This is a genomic window from Nitrospira sp., from assembly GCA_024760525.1.
In the GTDB taxonomy this organism is placed as follows: domain Bacteria; phylum Nitrospirota; class Nitrospiria; order Nitrospirales; family Nitrospiraceae; genus Nitrospira_D.
Window position 1 is genome coordinate 1,105,710 of record CP060499.1, and the last position, 22,266, is coordinate 1,127,975.

16 protein-coding genes are annotated in these 22,266 nt (G+C 52.1%); 14 read left to right on the top strand and 2 right to left on the bottom strand.

Annotated elements, in window-relative coordinates; genetic code table 11:
- The first annotated feature begins 2 nt into the window (after positions 1 to 2).
- The 3 genes from H8K04_05300 (at position 3) to H8K04_05310 (ending at position 3,857) form a co-directional block, all read left to right on the top strand.
- The gene (locus H8K04_05300; protein ID UVT16970.1) at positions 3 to 1,277 is read left to right on the top strand and encodes an O-antigen ligase family protein; all 1,275 of its coding nucleotides are present in this window, start codon (positions 3 to 5) and stop codon (positions 1,275 to 1,277) included.
- Between the two features lie 571 nt (positions 1,278 to 1,848).
- Positions 1,849 to 2,556: a glycosyltransferase gene (locus H8K04_05305; GenBank protein UVT16971.1), complete on the top strand. Its 708-nt coding sequence runs from the start codon at positions 1,849 to 1,851 to the stop codon at positions 2,554 to 2,556.
- A gap of 71 nt (positions 2,557 to 2,627) precedes the next feature.
- Positions 2,628 to 3,857, top strand: a complete 1,230-nt coding sequence (locus H8K04_05310) for a glycosyltransferase family 4 protein (GenBank protein UVT16972.1) — start codon at positions 2,628 to 2,630, stop codon at positions 3,855 to 3,857.
- A gap of 82 nt (positions 3,858 to 3,939) precedes the next feature.
- On the opposite strand, the gene H8K04_05315 is transcribed toward H8K04_05310, so the two are convergent.
- Both H8K04_05315 and H8K04_05320 read right to left on the bottom strand, forming a co-directional pair.
- Positions 3,940 to 4,839 carry a right-handed parallel beta-helix repeat-containing protein gene (locus tag H8K04_05315; GenBank protein UVT16973.1) on the bottom strand — a complete coding sequence of 300 codons (900 nt, stop codon included), beginning with the start codon at positions 4,837 to 4,839 and terminating at the stop codon, positions 3,940 to 3,942.
- 757 nt (positions 4,840 to 5,596) lie between these two features.
- Entirely contained in the window at positions 5,597 to 6,814 is a 1,218-nt protein-coding gene (locus tag H8K04_05320) for a hypothetical protein (GenBank protein ID UVT16974.1), read from the bottom strand.
- A 749-nt stretch (positions 6,815 to 7,563) separates the two neighbouring features.
- Here H8K04_05320 and H8K04_05325 point away from each other — a divergent pair.
- From H8K04_05325 to H8K04_05375, 11 genes are all read left to right on the top strand, one after another.
- Positions 7,564 to 7,944, top strand: a complete 381-nt coding sequence (locus tag H8K04_05325; protein UVT17875.1) for a serine acetyltransferase — start codon at positions 7,564 to 7,566, stop codon at positions 7,942 to 7,944.
- Between the two features lie 478 nt (positions 7,945 to 8,422).
- A complete protein-coding gene (locus H8K04_05330; protein UVT16975.1) occupies positions 8,423 to 10,303 on the top strand; it encodes a hypothetical protein in 1,881 nt (626 codons plus the stop codon).
- Positions 10,304 to 10,688: 385 nt separating this feature from the next.
- Positions 10,689 to 11,732: a glycosyltransferase family 2 protein gene (locus tag H8K04_05335; GenBank protein ID UVT16976.1), complete on the top strand. Its 1,044-nt coding sequence runs from the start codon at positions 10,689 to 10,691 to the stop codon at positions 11,730 to 11,732.
- A gap of 126 nt (positions 11,733 to 11,858) precedes the next feature.
- On the top strand, positions 11,859 to 12,728 hold the full coding sequence (locus tag H8K04_05340; protein ID UVT16977.1) for a DUF3473 domain-containing protein: 870 nt from the start codon (positions 11,859 to 11,861) through the stop codon (positions 12,726 to 12,728).
- A gap of 344 nt (positions 12,729 to 13,072) precedes the next feature.
- A complete protein-coding gene (locus tag H8K04_05345) occupies positions 13,073 to 14,509 on the top strand; it encodes a GMC family oxidoreductase (protein UVT16978.1) in 1,437 nt (478 codons plus the stop codon).
- Between the two features lie 686 nt (positions 14,510 to 15,195).
- On the top strand, positions 15,196 to 16,128 hold the full coding sequence (locus H8K04_05350) for an SGNH/GDSL hydrolase family protein (protein ID UVT16979.1): 933 nt from the start codon (positions 15,196 to 15,198) through the stop codon (positions 16,126 to 16,128).
- Between the two features lie 84 nt (positions 16,129 to 16,212).
- Positions 16,213 to 16,365, top strand: coding sequence for a hypothetical protein (locus tag H8K04_05355; GenBank protein ID UVT16980.1), 153 nt, complete (start codon positions 16,213 to 16,215; stop codon positions 16,363 to 16,365).
- A 439-nt stretch (positions 16,366 to 16,804) separates the two neighbouring features.
- Complete coding sequence (locus H8K04_05360) at positions 16,805 to 18,400, top strand: Gfo/Idh/MocA family oxidoreductase (protein UVT16981.1); 1,596 nt, start codon at positions 16,805 to 16,807, stop codon at positions 18,398 to 18,400.
- A gap of 21 nt (positions 18,401 to 18,421) precedes the next feature.
- Positions 18,422 to 19,558: a DegT/DnrJ/EryC1/StrS family aminotransferase gene (locus tag H8K04_05365; protein UVT16982.1), complete on the top strand. Its 1,137-nt coding sequence runs from the start codon at positions 18,422 to 18,424 to the stop codon at positions 19,556 to 19,558.
- A gap of 309 nt (positions 19,559 to 19,867) precedes the next feature.
- Positions 19,868 to 21,712, top strand: coding sequence for a carbamoyltransferase (locus H8K04_05370; protein UVT16983.1), 1,845 nt, complete (start codon positions 19,868 to 19,870; stop codon positions 21,710 to 21,712).
- Between the two features lie 11 nt (positions 21,713 to 21,723).
- Complete coding sequence (locus tag H8K04_05375) at positions 21,724 to 22,128, top strand: sxtJ (protein UVT16984.1); 405 nt, start codon at positions 21,724 to 21,726, stop codon at positions 22,126 to 22,128.
- Positions 22,129 to 22,266 lie beyond the last annotated feature (138 nt).

The following is a 22,266-nucleotide window of genomic DNA, read 5'->3' on the forward strand; positions in this document are numbered from 1 at the left end:
GGATGAGCAAGATCCGCAATGAATCAGGAGCAGGTGCACATTTCTTTGAGGGAACGACCTCTGCGGCTTCATCATGTCCACCGGCTTTCTTGGAGTATGCTTGGTACGTGAACCTCATCTACATGTTCCTTGGGCAGGCCTGGGGGATCGTTATCCCCTCGGTGGGAGGGGTAATATGGGTATTAGTCGCTGTAGGCTGCTTTCTAAGCGTTCATGCCCACGCCATACGGGTGTATAAACCGGTTGCATTGGCTTTATTGACCGGAGTCCTTGTGATTGCAATACAGTTGCTTTTTCATGAGGGGTCCGCCATGGCATGGCATGAAGGTATTGATTTCGTGGCATGGATTGCAATGATGATCACTGCCCAGGCGTTGTCTCTACGCCCGGGGTTCCTGCAGCGTTTTGCACTAGTGGCTGTCGGGATTGGATTAGCTTCTGTGCCCTTTATACAAGTGCGCTCCGCTGGTACGGCTGTGCGAGCCTGGGCTTCCGGAACAGGAATTGGGAACCCAAATGCGCTGGGAATGTGGTTTGGTTTCTGCACTGTTTATTTTGTCATTTGGGGACTCCACTCGAAGAAGCCTATTTACAGGGCTTCCTGCTGGACTGTTGCGGTAGGTTGTCTCTACATGGTCCTGCTTTCGGTTAGCCGCGCGCCATTGTTGGGGATCGTTTTAGGGTGTATCGTTGGGTTGCGGCCGGTACTGAAGCGCGCTTATGCCCCCCTCTTCTCGCTCGTCCTCTTGATATGCCTTGTCTACATGTCCGGCGTGTTTGATGAAGAAATTGACTCCTACTTTGTCAGAGGAGCAGAGGAGACGGGAAGAGAAGTATTATGGTCGGCCGGGATGGAGCGGTTTCTCGATGCGCCATGGATCGGTTACGGCTTGGGAGATATCAAAGTCATGAGGAATGGTCGACTTATGAATCCACATAATGGGCTTCTCCATATCGCACTAGGGGCAGGAATTCTTCCTCTGATGTGCTTTAGTGGTTATTTAGCTAAGGTAGGGATCGAAACTCTCCGTATCATGTGGAGGGTAAATGAGGGAGAAGCTGCACTTCTTCCTCCGTTGGTCGTGTTCGCGTTTCTCGAGGTAATGATGCTCGACTATGCGTTTCTGTCTCCATGGATAGTAGTGATATTTGGTATGGCCGCCGGTGCCAGCGAAGCTTATGCGTTCCAGAGAGCGATGACTGCCTCGCAAGTTACTGCGAAACAATATGGCCGCCCCAAAACTGAGGCCACGTCTAGCATCAGAGGCGGAGTCTGAATACCCCGTTGGTGGACGGTGTTCTGAACAGTCAAGGCCTCAGCAAAACAAGAAGCGAATCTACCCCGTACCCGTAAGAACTTCTGAGAGTAAATAGTCACCACTAGTTGACTATACCATCACAGAATTATCTTAATGCAGGGGTACTCATAAGGGGAACATCTTCATGACAGGAGATCAAGATAAGCAGATAGAATGCCGCCTCCTTTACCTGGTTGGTCAGTTGTCTCTAGGGGGATTAGAACGACAGCTTGTCTATCTGATTCAATCAATGGATCGAGGGCGCTACAAACCAGTCGTGGTTGTATGGGGTAATTCCCCTGACGACCATTACGCTAAAGATCTTTGTGCGCTCGATGTACCGGTGATACGTGTAGGAGAGAACCGGACACGTTTGGCCAAGTTGCGAGCACTGTGTAACCTGGTATCCATGGTTCGACCGGAGGTGATTCATTCATACACCTTCTATACAAATATAGCCGCTTGGTGGGCAGCTCGAGGTACAGGAGCTATACCTATCGGGTCGGTGCGAAGCAACTTCAGCCTAGATCGCCGAGAAAGCGGGAGGGTATTGTGGCGACTTTGTGGGCGGTGGCCGTCAGCCCAGATCTTCAATAGCTTCACTGGTGAGCGGAATGCGAAGCAAGAGACGGTGCTCTTTCGAGCCCGGCGCAGCTACGTCATCCAAAACGGGATCGATCTGGATCGGTTTTCACTTCGGCCTCCTCCTGAACGGGGATATATCCTAGCAGTAGGAAGTATCTGTGTAGGGAAGCGCTGGGATCGTTTAATCCGAGCTGCCACTCTTCTTGCTTCAAAAGGGTTGCACCTTGAAGTGCTCCACGTCGGATCAGGACCTTTGAGGGAAGAACTGGAGACGATGGTAAGGAATCTTCATATAGAACACCTATTCCGGTTTTTGGGTGCACGACGCGATGTCCCAGACTTGCTTGCCGGTGCGGCGTTCCTAGTGCATACTTCTGATGAAGAAGGTTGCCCAAATGTCATAATGGAGGCAATGGCTTGTGGTCGCGCCGTTGTTGCCACAGATGCCGGTGATATTCCCTATCTCGTAGAGGATGGTAAGACAGGTTATGTAGTGCCGAGAGGAGACGAACCCGCACTCGTCGAGCGTATAGCCACCCTTCTTGAAGGCCGGGAGCTATGTCGCCGGATGGGAGAGGCAGGTCGAATCAAAGCTGAGCAAGCATTCGGGCTCGATCGCTTGCGGGCGGAAACCTTCACGGTCTACCGGGCTGAAGGCTGGGAGGATAGGTAGTGTGTGCGGGATCAGTAGATGGATGGGAGATGTGCGGTGACCAAAAGGGGAAGGTTAACTGTATCTGAATCATGCGCATAGCATACGTCATACCGACACAAACCCCCACTACATTCATTTACAACGAGATGATCGAGGTGCAGGAAGCCGGGCACGACCTGGTGGTCGTACCGCTGTATTCGACACCTCCATCCAAAGTGCCGTTCAGGATCTTCGACCGCTTGAAGCCTGAGAATATGTTGCCGGCCAGTCTCTGTAGCACCACGATCCTATGGCGCTCTCTTTCCATGCTGCTCACCCGGCCCGTGAAGGTTCTTCGCACGCTGTTTTCGCTGCATTGGTCGGCAGGCCTTAATCCATTCGCTCATGCGGGGATACTCGCAGTCGCGCCGAAGGCCTTGGCCACGGCCTGGTGGCTGACTCGTTTACACGTCGATCGTATTCACGCGCACTTTGCGTCACACACGGCCACGTGCGCGGGAATTGCCGGCGTCGTGAGCGGGATCCCCTTTTCTTTTACTGCGCATGCGTACGATATCTACTGTACGACCATGAGATTGCGTAACGACACGCTTGATTGGAAGGTTCGCCATGCCATCCAGGTAATCGCAATCAGCGAACATGGGGGAAATCTTCTCCGTGATCGCTTAGCGATAGCTGATCGTGGACGTGTACACAGAGTCTACGTGGGAATTCCTATGGATCTTTTCCACGAGCAGGCGTCACCTCCGGTCAATGACGGGGAACTCCGGCTTTTGTGTATTGCGAGGCTTGAAAATAAGAAAGGCGTTGATACTCTACTGGACGCGTGCGCGCTTCTAAAAACTCGATCCATTCCGTTCCATCTGAACGTTTTTGGCGCAGGGCCGTTGCGAGGAGCCCTCATTGACCAAGTCGCACGCCTAGGTCTGGAAGGTCAGGTTCAGCTGGAAACTCCGATTCCGCAAGAGAAAGTTGCGACAGAGTTGGTGGCATGTCATGTGTTTGTCATGCCTTGCCGGAAGGATCCGACGACGGGAAACATCGATGGTATCCCGACGGTCTTTATGGAGGCCATGGCTACAGGGAGACCGGTGATTAGTTGCCCAGTTGCTGGAATTCCGGAATTGGTTCGTGATGGCGAAACAGGGCTTCTGGTTCATGCGGATGACCCTGCTGCCTTGGCTGAGGCCATTGACAACTTGAGGTGCAATGATTCGCTGCGGCTTCGCCTTGGGAAACAGGCGCGTATCCTGGCCGAGCAACAGCACAACCAGCGTACGAATACGCGCCAGTTCCTTAGCCTGATAGCAAAGCCATGATTCGATTTTCGGCCAACTTTCGGCCAACTGGTTGGAATAACCCCGGCACTTGTTGTTAGTAACTGGACGTTCAGTCGCGCAGTCAGCGGATCTGCAACCCTTCAGGACGAAACGGTGAATTTCCCTCCTGTTCAGAAAACTCAAAAGCGCCGATGTCTGGGGCCTTTCCTTTGAATGGCATCCCGACGTTGGTTCCTCTATCGAGGGCGGCACTTTTCGAAGTCAGCGCAAAATCACGGGCTTCAGCATTGATAAACCCCGGGTCGGTATTGAACATATTGTCCTCATAGGTCAAGCCAGATGATGGTTTTCCGCTCGGGTTGATCATGACGGACGCGGTTCCGTTAGTCAGGTTGTGGGACACGGTGACGTTTTCAACAGGACCGACATGGTAAAAGTCAAGGCCATACCCCTTCGGGGGATCATAAAAAATGTTATTGTTTATGTGCACGTTGGTTAGGGAATGAGCGAGAAGGATTTGTCCTGGAGGCCTATTGGTCGGGCTCCTATCAGCGAACACGTTATTATATATGAACAGTCCAATGTTCGTGCAGCCACCCTCTTTATATATGTGGATCGGATACCCACGATTGATATCATAAAAAACGTTGTAGCGAATCGTCAGATTCGGGTTTTGACCCGCATAGATTCCGTGATCGTGATCGACCAAGGACGCAACACATCCATTTTCCCCTGGTCGCAGTCTGCCGATCGTGTAGAACCGGTTGCGTTCGATTACTACGTTGGCCACACCATGAAAGGTCATACCGGTATTTACACTAGTAGTTGAGCAAACCGTCCTCCCAAGGTCATGCATGGAATTCATTCGGATGACTGAACCGGTGGCGCCGGGTGTCAAAGTAATGCCGTGGTGCGAATTGCCGGTAGTAATGGGCGGTCCTTCAATTTCAAACCCTTCAATAATGTAGTATGGGACGGTGATACGGAATCCAGCGTTGAGAGCGCCCACTATGCTTGGCACGACGAATCGGGCTCCAAGCGGTGTTTCACTCTTGATGGTAATGGGCTGTGACGCAGTACCGGGAGGCGCAGTCGTTCTGGCATACACCACAATCCCATCGCCGTCTGTGTCCGTGTAGGTTCCGTTGCGCACGAGACAGGTGTCGCCTGCCACCAGCGGAGATCGCGCCGCGACGCATGTTTGTGGGTGACGCCACGGATTAGCCGATGTGCCTGGATTAGAATCACTGCCCGTTGGGGCTACATAGTACGTGGTGGCCTGAGCCGTGACGGCTCCGAAAACTACAAGTAGAACACACGTTACTGATAGTATAACCAGCGTGCGGCGCGCGGCTCTGCTCGGGTTGTGCACCAACATAGTGCTCCTCAAATAAAGTATATCCAATCTATGTTACGACACTAAAATCAAGAACTTAAAGTGTCTAAGTTGTCAATTCCGTGTCGATAGTCATGACGCTTTGAGTGGCCGAGTCAGGTAGGACAATGAGCAGGCTCTGTGCCAGGGGCGCAATAGTGTAAGTTATGGATTATATTAGCGGTGGCGATGCTGACATCTGCCTGACATGTGACTGAATTAGTCACATCAAGGTTCAGAATAGAACGGGAAATGAGATGGTAGCCAGGTCATCGATCGCCTGCTGGCTGAATGGGGGGCCTGACGCTGAGTGCGTTTGTCACTCAACGTCAGGAAGGACGAATCGTCGAAGATTTCTCTACTGTCATTGAGAGTTATCTCGAACGGTGTAGCCGAGCCGCTCTTACATCGAGCGTAACCCCGTGGGAGTCAGTGGAGAAGATATATTGTTCTGTACCGAATACTCATAGGCTGCAATGTCAGGTGCCCCATCTGGGACCAGAGGTACACCAGACGACGTTCCTCGGTTGATCGCGTAACTGCTAGAGGTAAGGCGAAAGTCATTTCCTGTCGAATTGACAAAGCCTAGGTTGGCAATATTTTCAAAGTTACTGGAGAACGTCACGCCTCCTATGCTTGAAACTCCTTTCATCTTGGCCGTGCCGAGGTTGTAACTTACATTCACGTTAGAAGCCGACAAATTATGCGTTGCAATCATAGCGGTCGCTGGATTGTGCGAGATATTGTTTCTAATGGTAGCCCCACTGATTGTTGAGGCTAACATGATTTGCCCCATTGGTGTTCCGGTAGGACTCTTGCCGGACAATGTATTGTGGTAAATGCTAAGATTTGTTGTTGTCGCCCCATAGACATGAATGGGGTATCCGCGATTCACATCATAAAACACATTCCTCCGGATGACGAGATTTGAGGGTCCTGCGACATATACTCCATGATCGAGGTTAGAAACCGATGTGGAGCAACCGCTTTCTCCATTCCGACGCCTTCCGATACTGTAGAACCGGTTGCGTTCAACCACAATACCGGAGACTTTTCCTACGAGTACGCCATTATAGATACCTGAATTGGAGCAGACTGACCGACCAATGTGGTGAATAGAGTTCAGTCGGGCAACTGAACCGGTTGCTGTTGGCTGAAAGGTAATCCCGTTGTTGCCGGCACCGGCCTTATTCCCTCCGGTAATATCGAATCCTTGGATGATGTAGTAGGGTCTTGTGATATAGACGCCGACGTTATTGGCGTGCGTACTTGGTATGATGATTACCGCCCCAAGTTGTGTCTCGCTTTTAATAGTAATGGGCAGCGAAGAAGTGCCGGCAGGTGCATTCGGGTCGACATATAAAGTGGTACCACTTCCATCCGTATCTGTATAGGTGCCAGCACGCGCGATGCAAGTATCACCCGCTTTGATGGGCGAGCGGGTACATCTTTGCAGGTTACGCCATGGACTACTCGATGTGCCTGGATTGGAATCGCTGCCCGTCGTTGCGACGTAGTAGGTAGCGGCTTGCGCCATCATGGGTTCAGGTAGAACAAATAACAGGAGTAATCCACAAAGTGGGAACAACGCAGGGCGCAATAGATTCCTTAAATCACGCATGATATAAACTCCTCAACGTGGTTGTCATATCCATCTCCAGTTATCTAGCCTTTCCCCTAATGGGAGTTAGTAATCCAAGTAGGGGTTTTGATTTTTCGTCTAGACTCAGGTTTGAGCCGGAATGAGCATATTCTGTGCCAAGTTTAATATGATGCAAGATATTGATTATATGACGATCCAAGTTTGAGTTACGTTTTATGAAATGTATGAGAGTAGGTCAAAGCGTACAAGTATCCATTCCCAAGTAGATGACTATCCCTTGGGCGAGGCGTATCCTGCTCACCTTGAAATTGAGATCACCTCTACGACAAGGTCCAGCGTGAGCTGAAGAGGTGATGAGATGGAAGCCGAAGCAGGAGAATCCATTGGACGATGGATGGCGAAGCGCCGAGTGGCGTTACTGGTCAGAAAGGGGAAAGTTTACGCGAGTCTTACAATGGGGAGATTCCAGCTGGCTTCAGTCTAGGTAATCAATGTAACCTTACAGAAGAGACCTGGTCGGAATGAAAAGGACATCGTTTGAGTCAGGCACACAGCCAATGTCGCCAAGTTGTAGTGTCCCATCAGAAGCTGGGTTCCTTTTTAGAGCGGACTTTAGGCGGGTATATGATTTGACCAGCGGGAGTGTGATCAGGAGGGTAATCGATTGTTATCGTTCTCCTGGACTTCACGCAGTCGGTATCTATAGGTTTGGGCATTGGCTGAAAAAGAAGAACCAATTTCTAAGAATATTGCTTGAACCAGCATACATGATGCTATTTCATAGAATTCGTAGCAAATGGGGAATCGAAATATCACGATCAGCAGAAATAGGTCGCGGATTCTATATAGGACATTATGGAGGGATTACAATTTCTGGCCTTGCAAGAATCGGCAGGGATGTCAATATCTCCCAGTTAGTGACAATCGGGGTGTCAGGGCGTGGAGAAAATAGGGGAGTTCCTATAATTGGGGACAATGTATACATTGCTCCAGGCGCAAAGATTTTCGGAAAGATTCGTGTGGGTAACAATGTGAAAATAGGAGCCAATGCGGTGGTACATAAGGACATTCCTGACGATGCCGTTGTTGTCCTAGACCCGGGGTTTAGGATAATCTCTTTCAGGGGCAAGCGGGAATCGCAAGGATAACCTGAAGTTTTTCTGTAAGCTCTGCATAGATTGAGACGATCAAACGAAGAATCTTCCTGGTAAAATGAGCAATTTAGCCAGGAGGATCCCCTGCTCCAATCAAAGTTCACCGAAGCGCAGATTGTGTTCATTTTGAAATGGGCTGATGCGGGCTGCCCGGTCAATGGGATCTGGCTGCACTGCGGCTCAGCTTTGTGGTCTTCTACGCCTGGAGGGCCAAGTACGAAGGTCTGAGGCCTCTGATGTGAACCGACTGAAGAAACTGAAGCACGAGAATAGTTGTCTCAAGGGGATGTGGTTCGGGAAATCAGCGAGGACTGGTTACAGAGTTACAACGAGGAGCGGTCACATGACGCGCTGGTCGAGCTTCCCTCGGCCATCCACCGGGCCCAATCGAAGCCCATAAGTTCTTGAAGCTTGCGTCCCGCTTCAGGAAAGCTAGTGAATTATTGAGATCGAATGGGAGGACTTACTCGCTATGCCAGGACTCTTTGGGGTTTTGACTCTCAATTCTTCCGGCTCAATGTCAGATGACTTCGCCGTCGATACTCTACGAATCATGGCGAACAGTCTAAGACATGGCAACAGTACGGTTTTGAAAACATGCGTGCGTAGTTCTCATGGGCTTGCCATTGGGCGGATGTCGCTCCCTTCAACCGTGAATGGTCTCTGGCCCGGTGATATTCAGGAGCCAACACTACCATCCAACTTGTTCGTGCACGGCGCGTTGTTTGGAGATTACTCGGATGCAGTTTCTCAAACCCAGCGCCCAGATGCGTTTCTGAACCCTGAGGTCTTTCTGCGGCAACTAACCGGGTTCTACAGCCTGGTGATGCGTGATGAAGCACTAGGGACCACTATCATTGCAGTCGATCGTAGGGCATCTGAGCCGATTTTCTATCTACAAGAAAGGGGTATGATTTTCTTTGCTCCGGAAGTGAAAGCGTTATTATCCATTTCTTCCCATCCGGTCGAGCTCAACGCTGAAGCTGCCCCGATGTTCTTTTCAGGCGGGCATTTATTGGGGGAGCAGACCATGGTGTCTTCTGTGAAGCGCCTACCCGGAGGAAGTTATCTTAAGATCGAGGATGAAAAACTAAGCCATGGGTCTTACTGGTCTTTTCTTCCAGGATCCCAAAGCCACGGTGCCGGCGAAGGTGGGTTGAAAGAGGAGCTTAAAAGCCTTATCAAGCAGTCAGTGGTCAGGAACATGGGGGATCCGCAAAAAACAGCTATTTTTTTGAGTGGAGGAGTGGATTCACGGGGGATTCTTGCAGGGGCACTCGACGCAACGGAATGGCAAAGACATGACTTGCGCACTGTGAGCTGGGGCCTCGACGAAGGGATCACCGGATCAGATCCCAATACCGCAAGAGCAATTTCTGCCCGGTTTAACCTAACGCACGAGTTTTTCCCGCGATTGACAGCGCAATATGCGGATCATTTTCAGGAAACCAACTACATCGTTGACGGCTTGTCAGATATCGCGGCATTTCATCCTTATGAACTTACCATCATGAGGAAAATAAAGGAATCCGGCTACGAACGTGTGTTGAGAGGGGACGAGATTTTTGGATGGCACGACAGAGTCTATACCTATTCTCAGGCAGAAACCGAAGTTGGGCTCCGTCCTCTAGGACTTCTTCCGTTGTATTCCGAAATAATTGCACCGAAGTTCTATTCATTGTGGTGTTCAGCAAGTGACGCCGGCATGGCAAGAATACGTTCTTCTATCCAGGGAATGGAGCCCAACGATGCGAAGGACTATCTCTACTTTGAGCACCGGCTCCAAGGATATCTGCATACGGCAGCGTATTATAAACAATTGTATTTTGATCATCGGAACGTCTTATTGGACGACTCCATCCTTGAATTTCTCGCTCGGGTCCCCCCGCAATATCGACTCGATAAGGGGTTATTCAGAAAGGCAGTTCATGAGCTGAATCCGATGTTGGCCACCATTCCCATTGCCAATCGAACCGGGTATGAAAACTGGGGAAATGAATTAGTGTCAGCCTCGTCACTACGGGAATATACACAAAACCAACTGAACGATACCCAGAGCGGGGTATGGGAGTATTTTGATCGGCCCGCCGTGGTGAAATTGTTCAACGCGCTTTCTCTCACCTCGCCGTCCACGGCGTCACGAGAACAAGGGAAAGCAGATTATCTTAAGAATCGGATCAGAGCAGGAAGAAATAAGGCATTGTTTGCATGCTTCCCTCGCTATGCCACGGAGCTTCGTGCCAGCCGATTGCAGCGAGCGTTGCTCCCCTATGTTGTGATCCTTCGTTTTCTGGTCTTTAAAAACTGGCATGACCGGTTTGTTTCAAAATCCGGCGCGCCGTCCTCTCATTAATTGACCTTCGGGCCTGTCGTCGGTTGCGGAGTTGATACCCTATTGCCGACGGATCTCGTTGACACGGAAGCGTACATGCACTTACGCTGAACTATTATTCTGGGCTGTTATGGAAATTGGTGTATTATCTCGGCATGATCTTGTCTGAGTGCGAACGCTCCCTACAAAAGAGGACTTTCCCACAGCCCGGCTCTATTCGAGAATACTTGTTGTGTTCCGCCTGGCCTGTTAAACCGGTGTCTCTGTTGGAAGGGCGTAGGAATTTGTCCACATCATTTGATTTTTGGGTTGTCAATGGTGTGGATCCCACGAGGCGAGCCAGTAATCTTTAGAAGCCAGGACGACGCCTCTTGGTGCTTGGTAACTGATGGCTTGGGAAAAAGTGATGAGCGTTCCCTCACCCTATGTATCCATTATTATGCCCTGCAGGAACGAGGTAAAGGATATTCGTTCCTGTCTAGAATCGGTTGTGGAGAGTGACTATCCAAAGGATCGGCTGGAATTGCTTGTCGTCGATGGGCAGAGTGATGATGGGACCAGAGATATAATCGATAATTTCAGCAAGCAGTATCCATGGATTAGACTTCTCGACAATGATCGCAGGATTACTCCTGCGGCATTGAATATCGGCATTTGCGCTGCTAGAGGACGAATCGTGATGCGGATGGATGGTCATACGGTGTATCCATCCGATTACGTTTCGAAACTCATTGACTGGAGCGAACGGACTGAAGCCGATAATGTGGGTGGAATATGTATCACACGACCTGCCAATGACACCCCCAAGGCGCATGCGATTGCTGTTGGGCTCTCTCATCCGTGGGGGGTAGGAAATTCGCACTTTAGGATCGGAGTCACAGCGCCCAAATGGGTGGACCATGTTCCGTTTGGATGCTATCGAAGAGAAGTCTTCGACAAGATAGGGTTGTTTGATGAGAGGCTTATACGCAATCAAGATGACGAACTGAATCATCGATTGATCAGGCACGGAGGACGCGTCTTACTTGTGCCGGAAATCGTGTCCTACTATACCGCAAGAGATTCTCTTAAAAAACTCTGGGTTATGTATTACCAGTACGGCTACTATAAGCCGTTTGCTGTGCGAATGATCGGCGCAGTGATGACGATGCGACAACTCGTGCCATCAGCGTTTGTTTTGTATGTCGTTCTCACTGCGGCGCTTGCGCTCCAGTCGAATATTGCAGCGGTGTTGTTGGCGGTCGGCGTCTTTGCATATATGACGAGTAATCTCAGTATTGCGGTTGCTGTAGCGCTGAGCAGAGGTGTGCGGTGTGGCCTTTGGTCGACGATCGTTTTCCCCATCCTTCATATAAGTTATGGGGTCGGGTATTTGAAGGGAATTCTCGACTTCTTGATTCTGCGAAAACAAGAAGCGTCTGATTCGTTTGCGATTCGACTGTCGCGATAAGTTATGTTGGTCTCTCACGTCGACATTTCTTTTGTACTTCGTCAGGGGTGTGTTCGTGAACCGTGTTATTCAAACCGGAACTGACCTTGCTGATGCTGAACCGGACTTTCAAGGATGTCTGAGGCCATGAGATACAGTACGCCGGTCATCTCTATTGATGTGGAAGATTGGCCGCAATCCACCTGGGACCGGAATCTTCCAATCACGGAACGAGCCGTTCGGAACACGCGTCACCTCTTGGGTCTTCTGCGGGAGGAGGGGGTGCAGGTGACGATGTTCGTGCTCGGCAAGTTAGCCGAACGCTTTCCCGAGGTCGTTAAAGAAATACATGCCGATGGTCATGAAGTGGCGTGTCACGGTCACGGACACCTGGAAGTCGGCCGGCAGTCTCCCGAGGAGTTTTTTGACGATATCCGTCGTTCCAAGGATCTTCTCGAACAGATCATCGGGAAGCCGGTTCGAGGATATAGAGCCCCCGATTTTTCGATAGTCCGGGAGACGCTCTGGGCGCTTGATATGCTTGCAGCGGCAGGATTTGAGTATGATTCCAGCATCGTGCCGGCGCGACTTCCTCGGTATGGGATCGCCGGGTGGCCCGCTCTTCCGGTTCGGGTGCAACTCGCTCATGGCGGCAGCATTCTAGAGGCTCCTTTGGCCACATTTCGCGCGCTTGGAAGGAATTGGCCGGTCGGTGGAGGCGGGTACCATCGTCTGTTGCCGGGCGTCGCGAGTCGATACTTCGCTCGAAGAATCATGATGGAGGCCCCGTTCGTATTCTACTGCCACCCGTACGAGTTCGATGTGCATGAGCTGGCCGAGATCTCGGTTCCGGTTCCGCGCACGACTCGATTTTACCAAGGCGCAGGTCGGAGATGGTTTGAACAGCGATTCCAAGCTTTTCTCAGATGCTTTGGTGGTCAACCGCTCCGCGATATGCTCTCTTCACAAGCATGGGCCGACTTCCATGTCCACAAGTTGCACTCGTCTTCTTCGTAGAGAACCCGTTTTCCCACGGAAATGACGACAATGAAAACGAGAGTAGGGTAGCGGCTTCGACGACCCTGAACCCAAGAAGGACGTCAATAGAGCGGGCAGAAATCTCGAAAGTGCAGATCGTGTATGCCTCCGCTGGAATGTTGAGAGTCGATGAATGATTGAGCCGGTTAACGCGCGAACGTCATAAGGAGGTGGTAGCGCATGTGTTCTCGGAGAGGGTTCTTGATCGGATTGTTTCTTCTAGCTCAATTGGGACTTGTGAACAGGATACACGCGAGGATGCCGAATGGAAGAAACCGAAAATTCATAAAACAAGGCTGGCTGCTGCAAGAAGGAGATGTGTGATGTTCGTTGACTTCAACGCGTCGGTCGGCAGCCTTCCCAAGAACGTTGAGTTTTGCGTCGTCGGATCAGGACCGGCGGGTATGACGCTGGCGCTCGAACTTGAGCGCCAGGGCCGTTCCGTGCTGCTTTTGGAAGGAGGCGGCCTCGAGTGGACTCCGGAGGCGTATGAGCTCTATCAAGGGGAAGTGATAGGCGATCACTATGTCGGTCTTGAGTACGCACGCGCCCGGATGCTCGGAGGGACAAGCGGTCATTGGGGGGGGTGGACCTATCCGTTGACGGAATTAGCGTTCAAAAAGAAACCGGGCTTTGAGGATGCACAGTGGCCGATTGAAAAGAAAGATTTGGACCCCTATTTGGACCAAGCACGGGCGGTTCTTGATATCAAGGCGCCTCCAAACGATGTCGTTCTGGACAGTGAGTTCGGTATCAAAGAATTTCGGATTTCCTATTCGAAGGTTCGGTTCGGCCAACGATATCGGGAAAGGCTCAATTCGTCTCAACGCATCACCTGCGCGACTAGCGCGAATCTCACGGGGTTGAAAACGGATGGCCGCAATATTGTGTCCGCAACCGTGACCAACTTTAAAGGGCAATCTGCCGAGGTCAGGGCGAAGCAGTATGTGTTGGCGATGGGAGGAATTGAGAACAGCCGTATTTTACTGTGGTGCAATCATCAGGCGAATGGCCGTCTCATCGACTCGCGCGCACCGCTCGGTCGATATTGGATGGAACATCCGGCGTATCGGGTCGGATATGCCCTCGTTGACCTCAAGATTCCGAAAACCGAGTATTTCAAGCCGCATCTCTTGCTGACGTTCACCGAGGAAGTTTTCAAGAGGTTAGGCATCTTGGAGTGCAGCTTTGTTTTGGAACCGATGCCGGCTTCCGGGACGATGGGTCTCATTAAGGATCTCATCTGCGTCGCGCCGAGAGTGGGAGAGTGGGCGGCTTCGCTGGCTGGAAAGAATCTCGTCTGCGGTGGCACATTCGTCATAGGGTGGGAACAAGAGCCTGTGTGGAGCAATCATGTGAAGCTGTCGGAGACCAAGCGTGACCGTTTCGGCATTCCGACCGTAGAGCTTCACTGGAAGAAGACCGATCGCGATCGTGCCACGATGCAGAAGGCGATCACGCATTTCAATGAGTTCTTGATGGTGAAAAATCACGGCCGGATAAAGCTCGACGATTGGGTCTTCGCGAAAGACGGGTATCCGTCCAGCGGAAACGACGGCGTGAGTTATCATCATATCGGCGGGACCCGCATGGCACACACGGTTGAAAAGGGTGTTGTCGATAGGAACTGTCGTGTATTCGGACAAGGGAATTTGTACGTTGCCGGGTCATCGGTTTTCCCAAGCGGCGGGGAAGCCAATCCGACTCTCTCGATCATTCAGCTCTCATTGCGATTGGCTGATCACTTGCGGAATATATAAACTCAACGGTGTCGTGGTGTCTTGAGCATATACCCACCTGCGTAACATGTGCATTATGTACACGTCGATACCTCACACTTCGCTTCGATAAGAGTTTGAAATAACCCAATGTATCGATATCTCTTATGCGTGTGAGCCGATAGCGAGGATGTGGTGGCGTCAAATTTACCTCCCTTGATACGTGATCCTTTTCCTTCCGGACAACACGACTCCCATGTCGATTCCAGGAGCCCGGCTCCTGTCGTTTCACAGCAAGACCTGCTCCTGCTCGTCTCGCTCATTCTTTTCGAATCGTCGATTGCGACTCTCGCGATGGCACTGTACATGAAGGGTGAGCGGTTCTTGGGCACATTCCTTTCCAGTCGCCCTGGCATTGCGGCTCTGTGTGCAGCCGGCATCCTCATTGTGAGCGGCACTGTCATTGTTCGTCGATGCTTGGCGAACATGCGGTCATCCTCGAGCCATTTCCGCTTGATCGTGACCATGAATTTTGTCACCGTTCTTCTCATACTGATCACAGGCGAAGCCGTGGTCAGAGTATCGGCTCGGCAGTCCTTAGAAGGCGAGACCCTGTTAGGCAAGGCGTTGGTGCCAAAAAATTGGTCCGGGGTAGCGCTCCGCAATCGTCAGCTTCTGAATGAGGCCGGTGCACGCCTTACCTATCTGATATATGATGATCGCCTGGGATGGACGGTCGGACCGAACAGGCGAAGCGCCAATGGGCTCTACTATTCCAGCTCCGAGGGACTGCGTGCGCCCCCGAGGGTGTCTCGCTCACCACGGTCACTGAGAGGACGCGCATTGCTTTAGTAGGGGATTCCTTTACATTTGGCGAGGACGTGGCATATGAGGATACCTGGGGACATCTCTTGGAGCAAGCGCTAGGTTCGGATGCTCAAGTCTTAAACGCCGGGGTGGGGTCATACGGTCTGGATCAGGCGTTCCTACGGTACAACGAAGATGTCCGTCGGTGGAGCCCTAAGGTTGTGATATTAAGCTTTATCAGCGCTGATGTGGTTCGCACGATGAGTGTGTATCCGTTTATTGCCGCTCCTCATTGGCAAATTCCTTTTTCAAAGCCGCGCCTTGTCTTGCGTGACGGTGGCCTCCACACACTCAACATTCCTCCTGTGGCACCTGAGGCCATCTTTTCCAAGGGGTCGATTTCCGAGCTTCCTTTTCTCGAACAGGATAAAGGATACATCGACAGTCAATGGCTTCAGAACTCGGCTCAGCTTTCATACCTCGCCCGGGCATTCATGACCTTGTTTCCACGTTGGAGTCCTGTCCTTTCTGATGTCTCCGATGAAACACTCGTGACACTGAACGCCTCGATCCTAAAAGCGTTTATTGGGTCGGTGTCGGAGACCGGGGCGATCCCCATGGTGGTTTACTTTCCACGCGAGGAGCTTGAAAGGCCAAATCTGTCCCTCCCACTGGGTAAACGTGTTCTGCAGCACGCCGGTATCGACTATACCGATGTTACTCCTTGTTTGCTCGAAGTAGAGCCCAATAATCGTTTTGCTCTGGGCGGCCACTATTCACCCAAAGGTAACGCCGCGGTTACGAAATGCCTGACCGAGGTGGTTCGTCAGGCAGTCGCAGGCAGTTCTTCATAGGATTGTGCAGTGACATGCTTACCAGGCCAAGATTTCGTACCTCAGACCGGTATCGGACCTGTCTTTAATCAAAGGAGGATGACCGTGAGCCAGTTTGTCATGGAACTGTGGGCGTTCATGAAGGAGCGGAAGAAATTCTGGTTGTTGCCGATTCTGATCGTCCTTCTTTTGTTTGGCACATTGATTGTGCTGACACAGGGGTCGGCTGTGGCCCCGTTTATCTATACATTGTTTTAGGTACTGGGGTGAGCGTCACCGAAGGGAAGCCTCGCATACCGAGGTTGAAGTGGTTCCCCTGCGGATGCCTAATATCCGTCTCGAAGGACTATCGGGGTCGAACCCGTTACCCGTGTTCGTCAAGAAATCTTTGAACCGATGAGCTCTATGAGCAAATGTCGGCGCGGAATCAGGATGACACGGTCAATTATCAACTGATACAACACTGGACAAACGTTTCTTCTGTGTGCGCGCGTTCGACGTACTTGGTGACGTAATAGTTAGGTCGCTCATACATCTATGATTCGGGTGCGGATATCGGCGAGTCGCGATCATGAGAAGATAGAATACGTCGCATGCCAGCTCATTTTCTGATTTTTCTTGTCGATCGAGTTATAGGGAGTAGTCGATTGCACTGGGATAGGGTCGACCGTTTGCTTATTACGTGAGAAGGAAGACGATGGATGGTTCAGCTCATAATCGTGAAGAGGTCAGCGCAAAGGTGGCTGTCGTCGGGGCCGGCTATTGGGGTAAGAACCTGGTGCGTAACTTCTTTTGTCTGAACGCCCTGGGTGCCATCTGCGACAGCGAAGCCGAAAGGTTGGAGTCGTTCAAGGAGCTGTATCCTGGGGTAAAGCTGCTCCGAGCCTATTCGGATGTATTGACGGATGAAACGATCCAGGCCGTGGCGATTGCGACACCGGCGGAAGGACATGCCGATGCGGTGCGCGAAGCTTTATTGGCCGGTAAAGACGTCTTTGTGGAAAAGCCGCTCTGTCTTTCCGTCAACGAGGGTGCAGACCTCGTCTCCCTGGCCAAAAAACAGGACCGCATTCTCATGGTCGGGCACCTCCTTTGGTATCACCCGGCGGTGCTGAAACTGAAAGAACTGATTCGCGCGGGAGAATTAGGGCGCATCCAATACATCTATTCGAATCGATTGAATCTTGGCAAGATTCGGCGGGAAGAAAACATCCTCTGGAGCTTCGCACCCCACGATATCTCCGTGATCCTCGGCTTATTAAACGAAACACCCGATGCGGTCAGGGCGCAGGGGGGAAATTATCTTCATCAGCATATCGCCGACGTGACCATCAGCCTGCTATCGTTCCCGAGCGGAGTCAAGGCTCATATCTTCGTCTCCTGGCTGCACCCCTTCAAGGAGCAAAAGTTGATTGTGGTGGGCGATCGAAAAATGGCGGTGTTCGATGACATGGAGAAAAAGGATAAGCTGCTGCTCTATCCCCACTCTATCGATTGGAAGGATAATCTTCCGATCGCGAATAGGGCGGACGCCCATCCGGTTGATCTGGATCAAGGAGAGCCGCTACGCGCAGAATGCCAGCATTTTCTGGATTGTGTGACGACACGAACCAGGCCGAGAACCGACGGCGAGGAAGGGCTGCGTGTGCTGTCTGTGTTGCAGCAGTGCCAGAAGGCGCTGGAGCAGTCCGCGTCGCACCCCACGCCCCCGACCTCCCGGACGGACAGGCCGTACTTCGCCCACGAGTCGGCCTTCGTGGATGACGGAGTCGAGATTGGAGAAGGGACCAGCATCTGGCATACGTCGCATATCCTCAACGGATCTCATATCGGGAAGCACTGCAAGATCGGCCAAAATGTCGTCATCGGCCCGCGAGCCACCGTCGGTAACGGAGTGAAGATCCAGAACAATGTATCTGTGTACGAAGGGGTGACTCTGGAAGACTATGTGTTCTGCGGACCTTCCATGGTCTTTACCAACGTATTCAATCCTCGAAGCGAGATTCCGCGGATGACGGAGTTGAGACCCACCCTGGTGAAGCGGGGGGTGACGCTGGGAGCGAATTCAACTATTTTGTGCGGGATTACCATCGGACAGTACGCGTTTGTCGGCGCAGGAGCGGTCGTCACGAAGGATGTTCCTGATCACGCGTTGGTCGTCGGTAATCCGGGTCGAATAACGGGCTGGATGTGTCGGTGCGGGGCGAAGCTTGTGATCAAAACCAAAAAGGCATCTTGTCCAACTTGTGGGCGGCAATATCTGTCGGATAAGGCAGGGATGAAGGCCATTTAGTGTTCAACGATGGAGATCGGCATGAGTGTTCCACTACTTGATTTGAAAGCGCATCACGAACCGCTCCATAAGGAAATTATGACGGTGTTGGAGCAGACCTTTCGCAGCCAGGCGTTTATTCTTGGGCCGGAAGTCGGAAAGTTGGAGGAACGGGTGGCCGCCTATTGTCAGTCCAAGTACGGTGTCGGCGTGACCTCGGGAACCGATGCGCTTCTGGTGGCCCTCATGGCTCTCGGCATTGGACCCGGGGACGAGGTCATTACCACACCCTATTCGTTCTTTGCTACGGCAGGGGCGGTCGTTCGGCTTGGTGCCAAGCCAGTGCTTGTCGATATTGATCCCACGACTTATAACATCGATCCCGCCAAGACCGGCTCCGCCGTCACGTCGAAAACGAAATGCATCATTCCGGTCCATCTCTACGGGCAATGTGCCGATATGGCGCCGATCATGGATCTCGCCAGGCAGCACAAGTTGAGCGTGATCGAAGATGCCGCCCAAGCGATCGGGTCGGAATACCGAGACGGCCGGCGCGCGTGCAGCATAGGCACCATCGGCTGCTTGTCGTTTTTCCCGAGCAAGAATCTTGGGTGTTTAGGTGACGGAGGGATGGCGGTGACGAACGATCCTCAACTCGCAGAGCGGATGCGAGTCCTCAGGGTCCACGGGAGCCAGCCGAAGTACTATCACAAAGTGATCGGCGGAAACTTCCGGCTCGATACGATTCAAGCCGCAGTCCTCAACATCAAGCTGAATTACCTGGATGGATGGACAAAGAAACGCCAGGAAAATGCCATTCGGTACGAAGATCTTTTCACACAGAGCGGCCTGGTTCGTTCGGAAACCATCCATTTGCCCGCGGCGATTTACCGGAACTCCGGCGCCAAGCATTATCACATCTACAATCAATTCGTGCTCCGAGTGGAAAGGCGAGACGAGTTATTGGCCTCTCTCAAACAGAAAGGGATTGGAGCGGAAATCTATTATCCGGTTCCTTTCCATTTGCAGGAATGCTTCCGATATCTGGGGTACAAGGAGGGGGATTTCCCGGAATCCGAACGGGCGGCCAGGGAGACCATCGCTATTCCCATCTATCCAGAGCTGACGATAGAACAGCAAGCCGAGGTGGTCGAAGGGATCGTCGGATTCTACCGATAGATCCAGTAAACTTAATCGAGACTCAAGTTGGCTTGTCAGCACACTTCTTGATTTCATTTTGAGACACAGAGACGATCACATTATCATCACGAGAAGTGAAGGGATCTGGAAAGCTCAAGGTTCTGGTTTAAGATCGCCCACACTCGTCATCGTAGTGCCTAGGCTGCGATCTTTTACTCACCGAGTTTCCAGAGTCGTGTTGCGGAACGAGTCCAATGATCCCGCATCTTTCATTGGATTCTTTCTGAGCCACTCCTCGATTGCTTAGCATGCATCCACTCGGATACATTTGGTGAAGGGAACTACCTCATGAGCTACATCCTTGGCATTTCAGCGTTCTATCACGATAGCGCGGCGTGCCTCATTCGTGATGGAGACATTATCGCCGCAGCACAGGAAGAGCGGTTTACGCGAAGGAAGCATGATCCGGGTTTTCCTTCTCATGCCGTGGCCTACTGTTTGAAAGAGGCAGGAATCTCCCTGGCCGAACTCCGCTATCTCGTCTTCTACGATAAACCACTCGTGAAATTCGAGCGTTTGCTTGAAACTTATCTGGCATTCGCTCCGAAAGGCCTCCAGTCGTTTGTCGCGGCTATGCCGGTATGGCTGAAGGAAAAGTTGCTGCTCCGAACCCTGCTCACCAAGGAATTCCTCGCCTTGGCCCCGGACATGAAACAGTCTGAACTCCCCCAATTGTTGTTCGGGGAGCATCATGAATCCCATGCGGCCTCCGCCTTCTATCCGTCGCCCTATGACAAAGCCGTGGTTCTGTGCATGGACGGGGTGGGCGAGTGGGCGACGACCTCCGCCTGGCTCGGCGAGGGCAATGTATTGACTCCGCTCTGGGAGATCCCCTTTCCTCACTCCTTGGGACTTCTCTATTCCGCCTTCACGTATTACACAGGGTTCAAGGTAAACTCAGGTGAATACAAGGTCATGGGATTAGCGCCCTATGGTGAACCAAAATTCGTCAAGGCGATCTATGATCACGTGCTCGATCTGAAGGCCGACGGGACGTTCCGCTTGAATATGGACTACTTCAACTACTGTACCGGACTGACCATGACGGGGGACAAGTTTGACGAGCTCTTCGGCGGGCCTCCGAGAAAAGCTGAGAGCAAGTTGACACAGCGAGAAATGGACCTGGCGCGCTCGATTCAAGAGGTGACCGAAGAGGTGATGCTTCGCGTGACCAGGACGCTGCACCGGGAAACCGGGATCGAGTCTCTCTGCATGGCCGGCGGCGTGGCGCTGAATTGTGTGGGAAATGGACGGATTCTTCGGGAAGGTCCATTCAAGAGCATTTGGATCCAACCGGCAGCCGGAGATGCGGGAGGAGCGGTCGGTGCGGCGTTGACTGCCTGGTACCAGTATGAGAATCAGCCGAGGAACGCCACGGGCGCGGATCGAATGCGAGGAAGTTATCTGGGGCCGCGACATACGAATGCTGAAATCGAAGAGTTTCTCAAGCAAGCGGATGCCCCCTATGAGTTGCTCGATGACGACACGTTTTTTGAGCGGGTGGCCAAGGACCTGGCGGAAGGCAAGGTGGTTGGGTGGTTGCAGGGCCGCATGGAGTTCGGGCCTCGCGCCCTCGGCGGTCGAAGCATTCTGGGCGATCCCAGAAATACCAAGATGCAGTCGGTGATGAATCTCAAGATCAAATATCGCGAATCATTCCGCCCATTCGCCCCGTCGGTGCTGCGAGAACGGGTGTCGGACTTCTTTGACATGAATACGGATAGCCCGTATATGCTGCTGGTCGCGCCGGTGCGGGAACAGCGACGACTTCCGGTGCCTACTGACCATGCCGGTCTTTGGGGAATCGATCTGCTGAACGTGCCGCGATCCGATATTCCCGCCGTTACGCATCTGGACTACTCCGCTCGCATTCAAACGGTACACGAGGACACCAATCCTCGCTATTACCGCTTGCTCAAGGCGTTTGAGTCGCAAACCGGCTATGCCGTGCTGGTCAATACATCCTTCAACGTTCGGGGAGAGCCGATCGTGAGTACGCCGGAGGATGCCTATCGGTGCTTTATGCGCACGGAAATGGATGTGCTCGTGCTCGAAAGTTGTGTTCTGTATAAATCCCTCCAGAAGCCGTTAGTAGGCGATACGAACTGGCAGAAAGAATTCGAACTCGATTAGGAGATCACTCAATGGAACGACCTACTCAACCTCCGACACCGAAGGAGTTGCGCCAATTCGGCCTCCTTGTCGGCGCAGTCTTTTCGGTGATCGGATTGTGGCCCGTAGTATTTCGAAGTGAGTCTCCTCGTCTCTGGGCGCTGATCCTCGGTGGCCTGCTGATCATTCTGGGGGCAGTTCTGCCCCAAAGCCTGACACAGGTTCATCGAGGATGGATGAAGATCGGCCACGTACTCGGCTCGATCAATACGAGGATCATACTCGGAATCATTTATTATCTCCTGATTACCCCCATGGGCCTTGCGATGCGGTTGATGGGCAAAGATTCTATGCGCCGGGCGTTGGCGCAGGATGCCGACACCTATCGGATCGTGCGCGCCCCGCGGCCTCGCGAGCACATGCGCAATCAATTCTAGAATTATCGCAAAACACACGGGTGGATGAAGACTTTACGAAGCGCTAGGGTGGTTCCTAGGTTATTCTCCAGCTGCGCCCATCTACTGCGTGACGCACACTCCGGAATGCTTAGCTCAAAACATGTTATGGAATCAGAA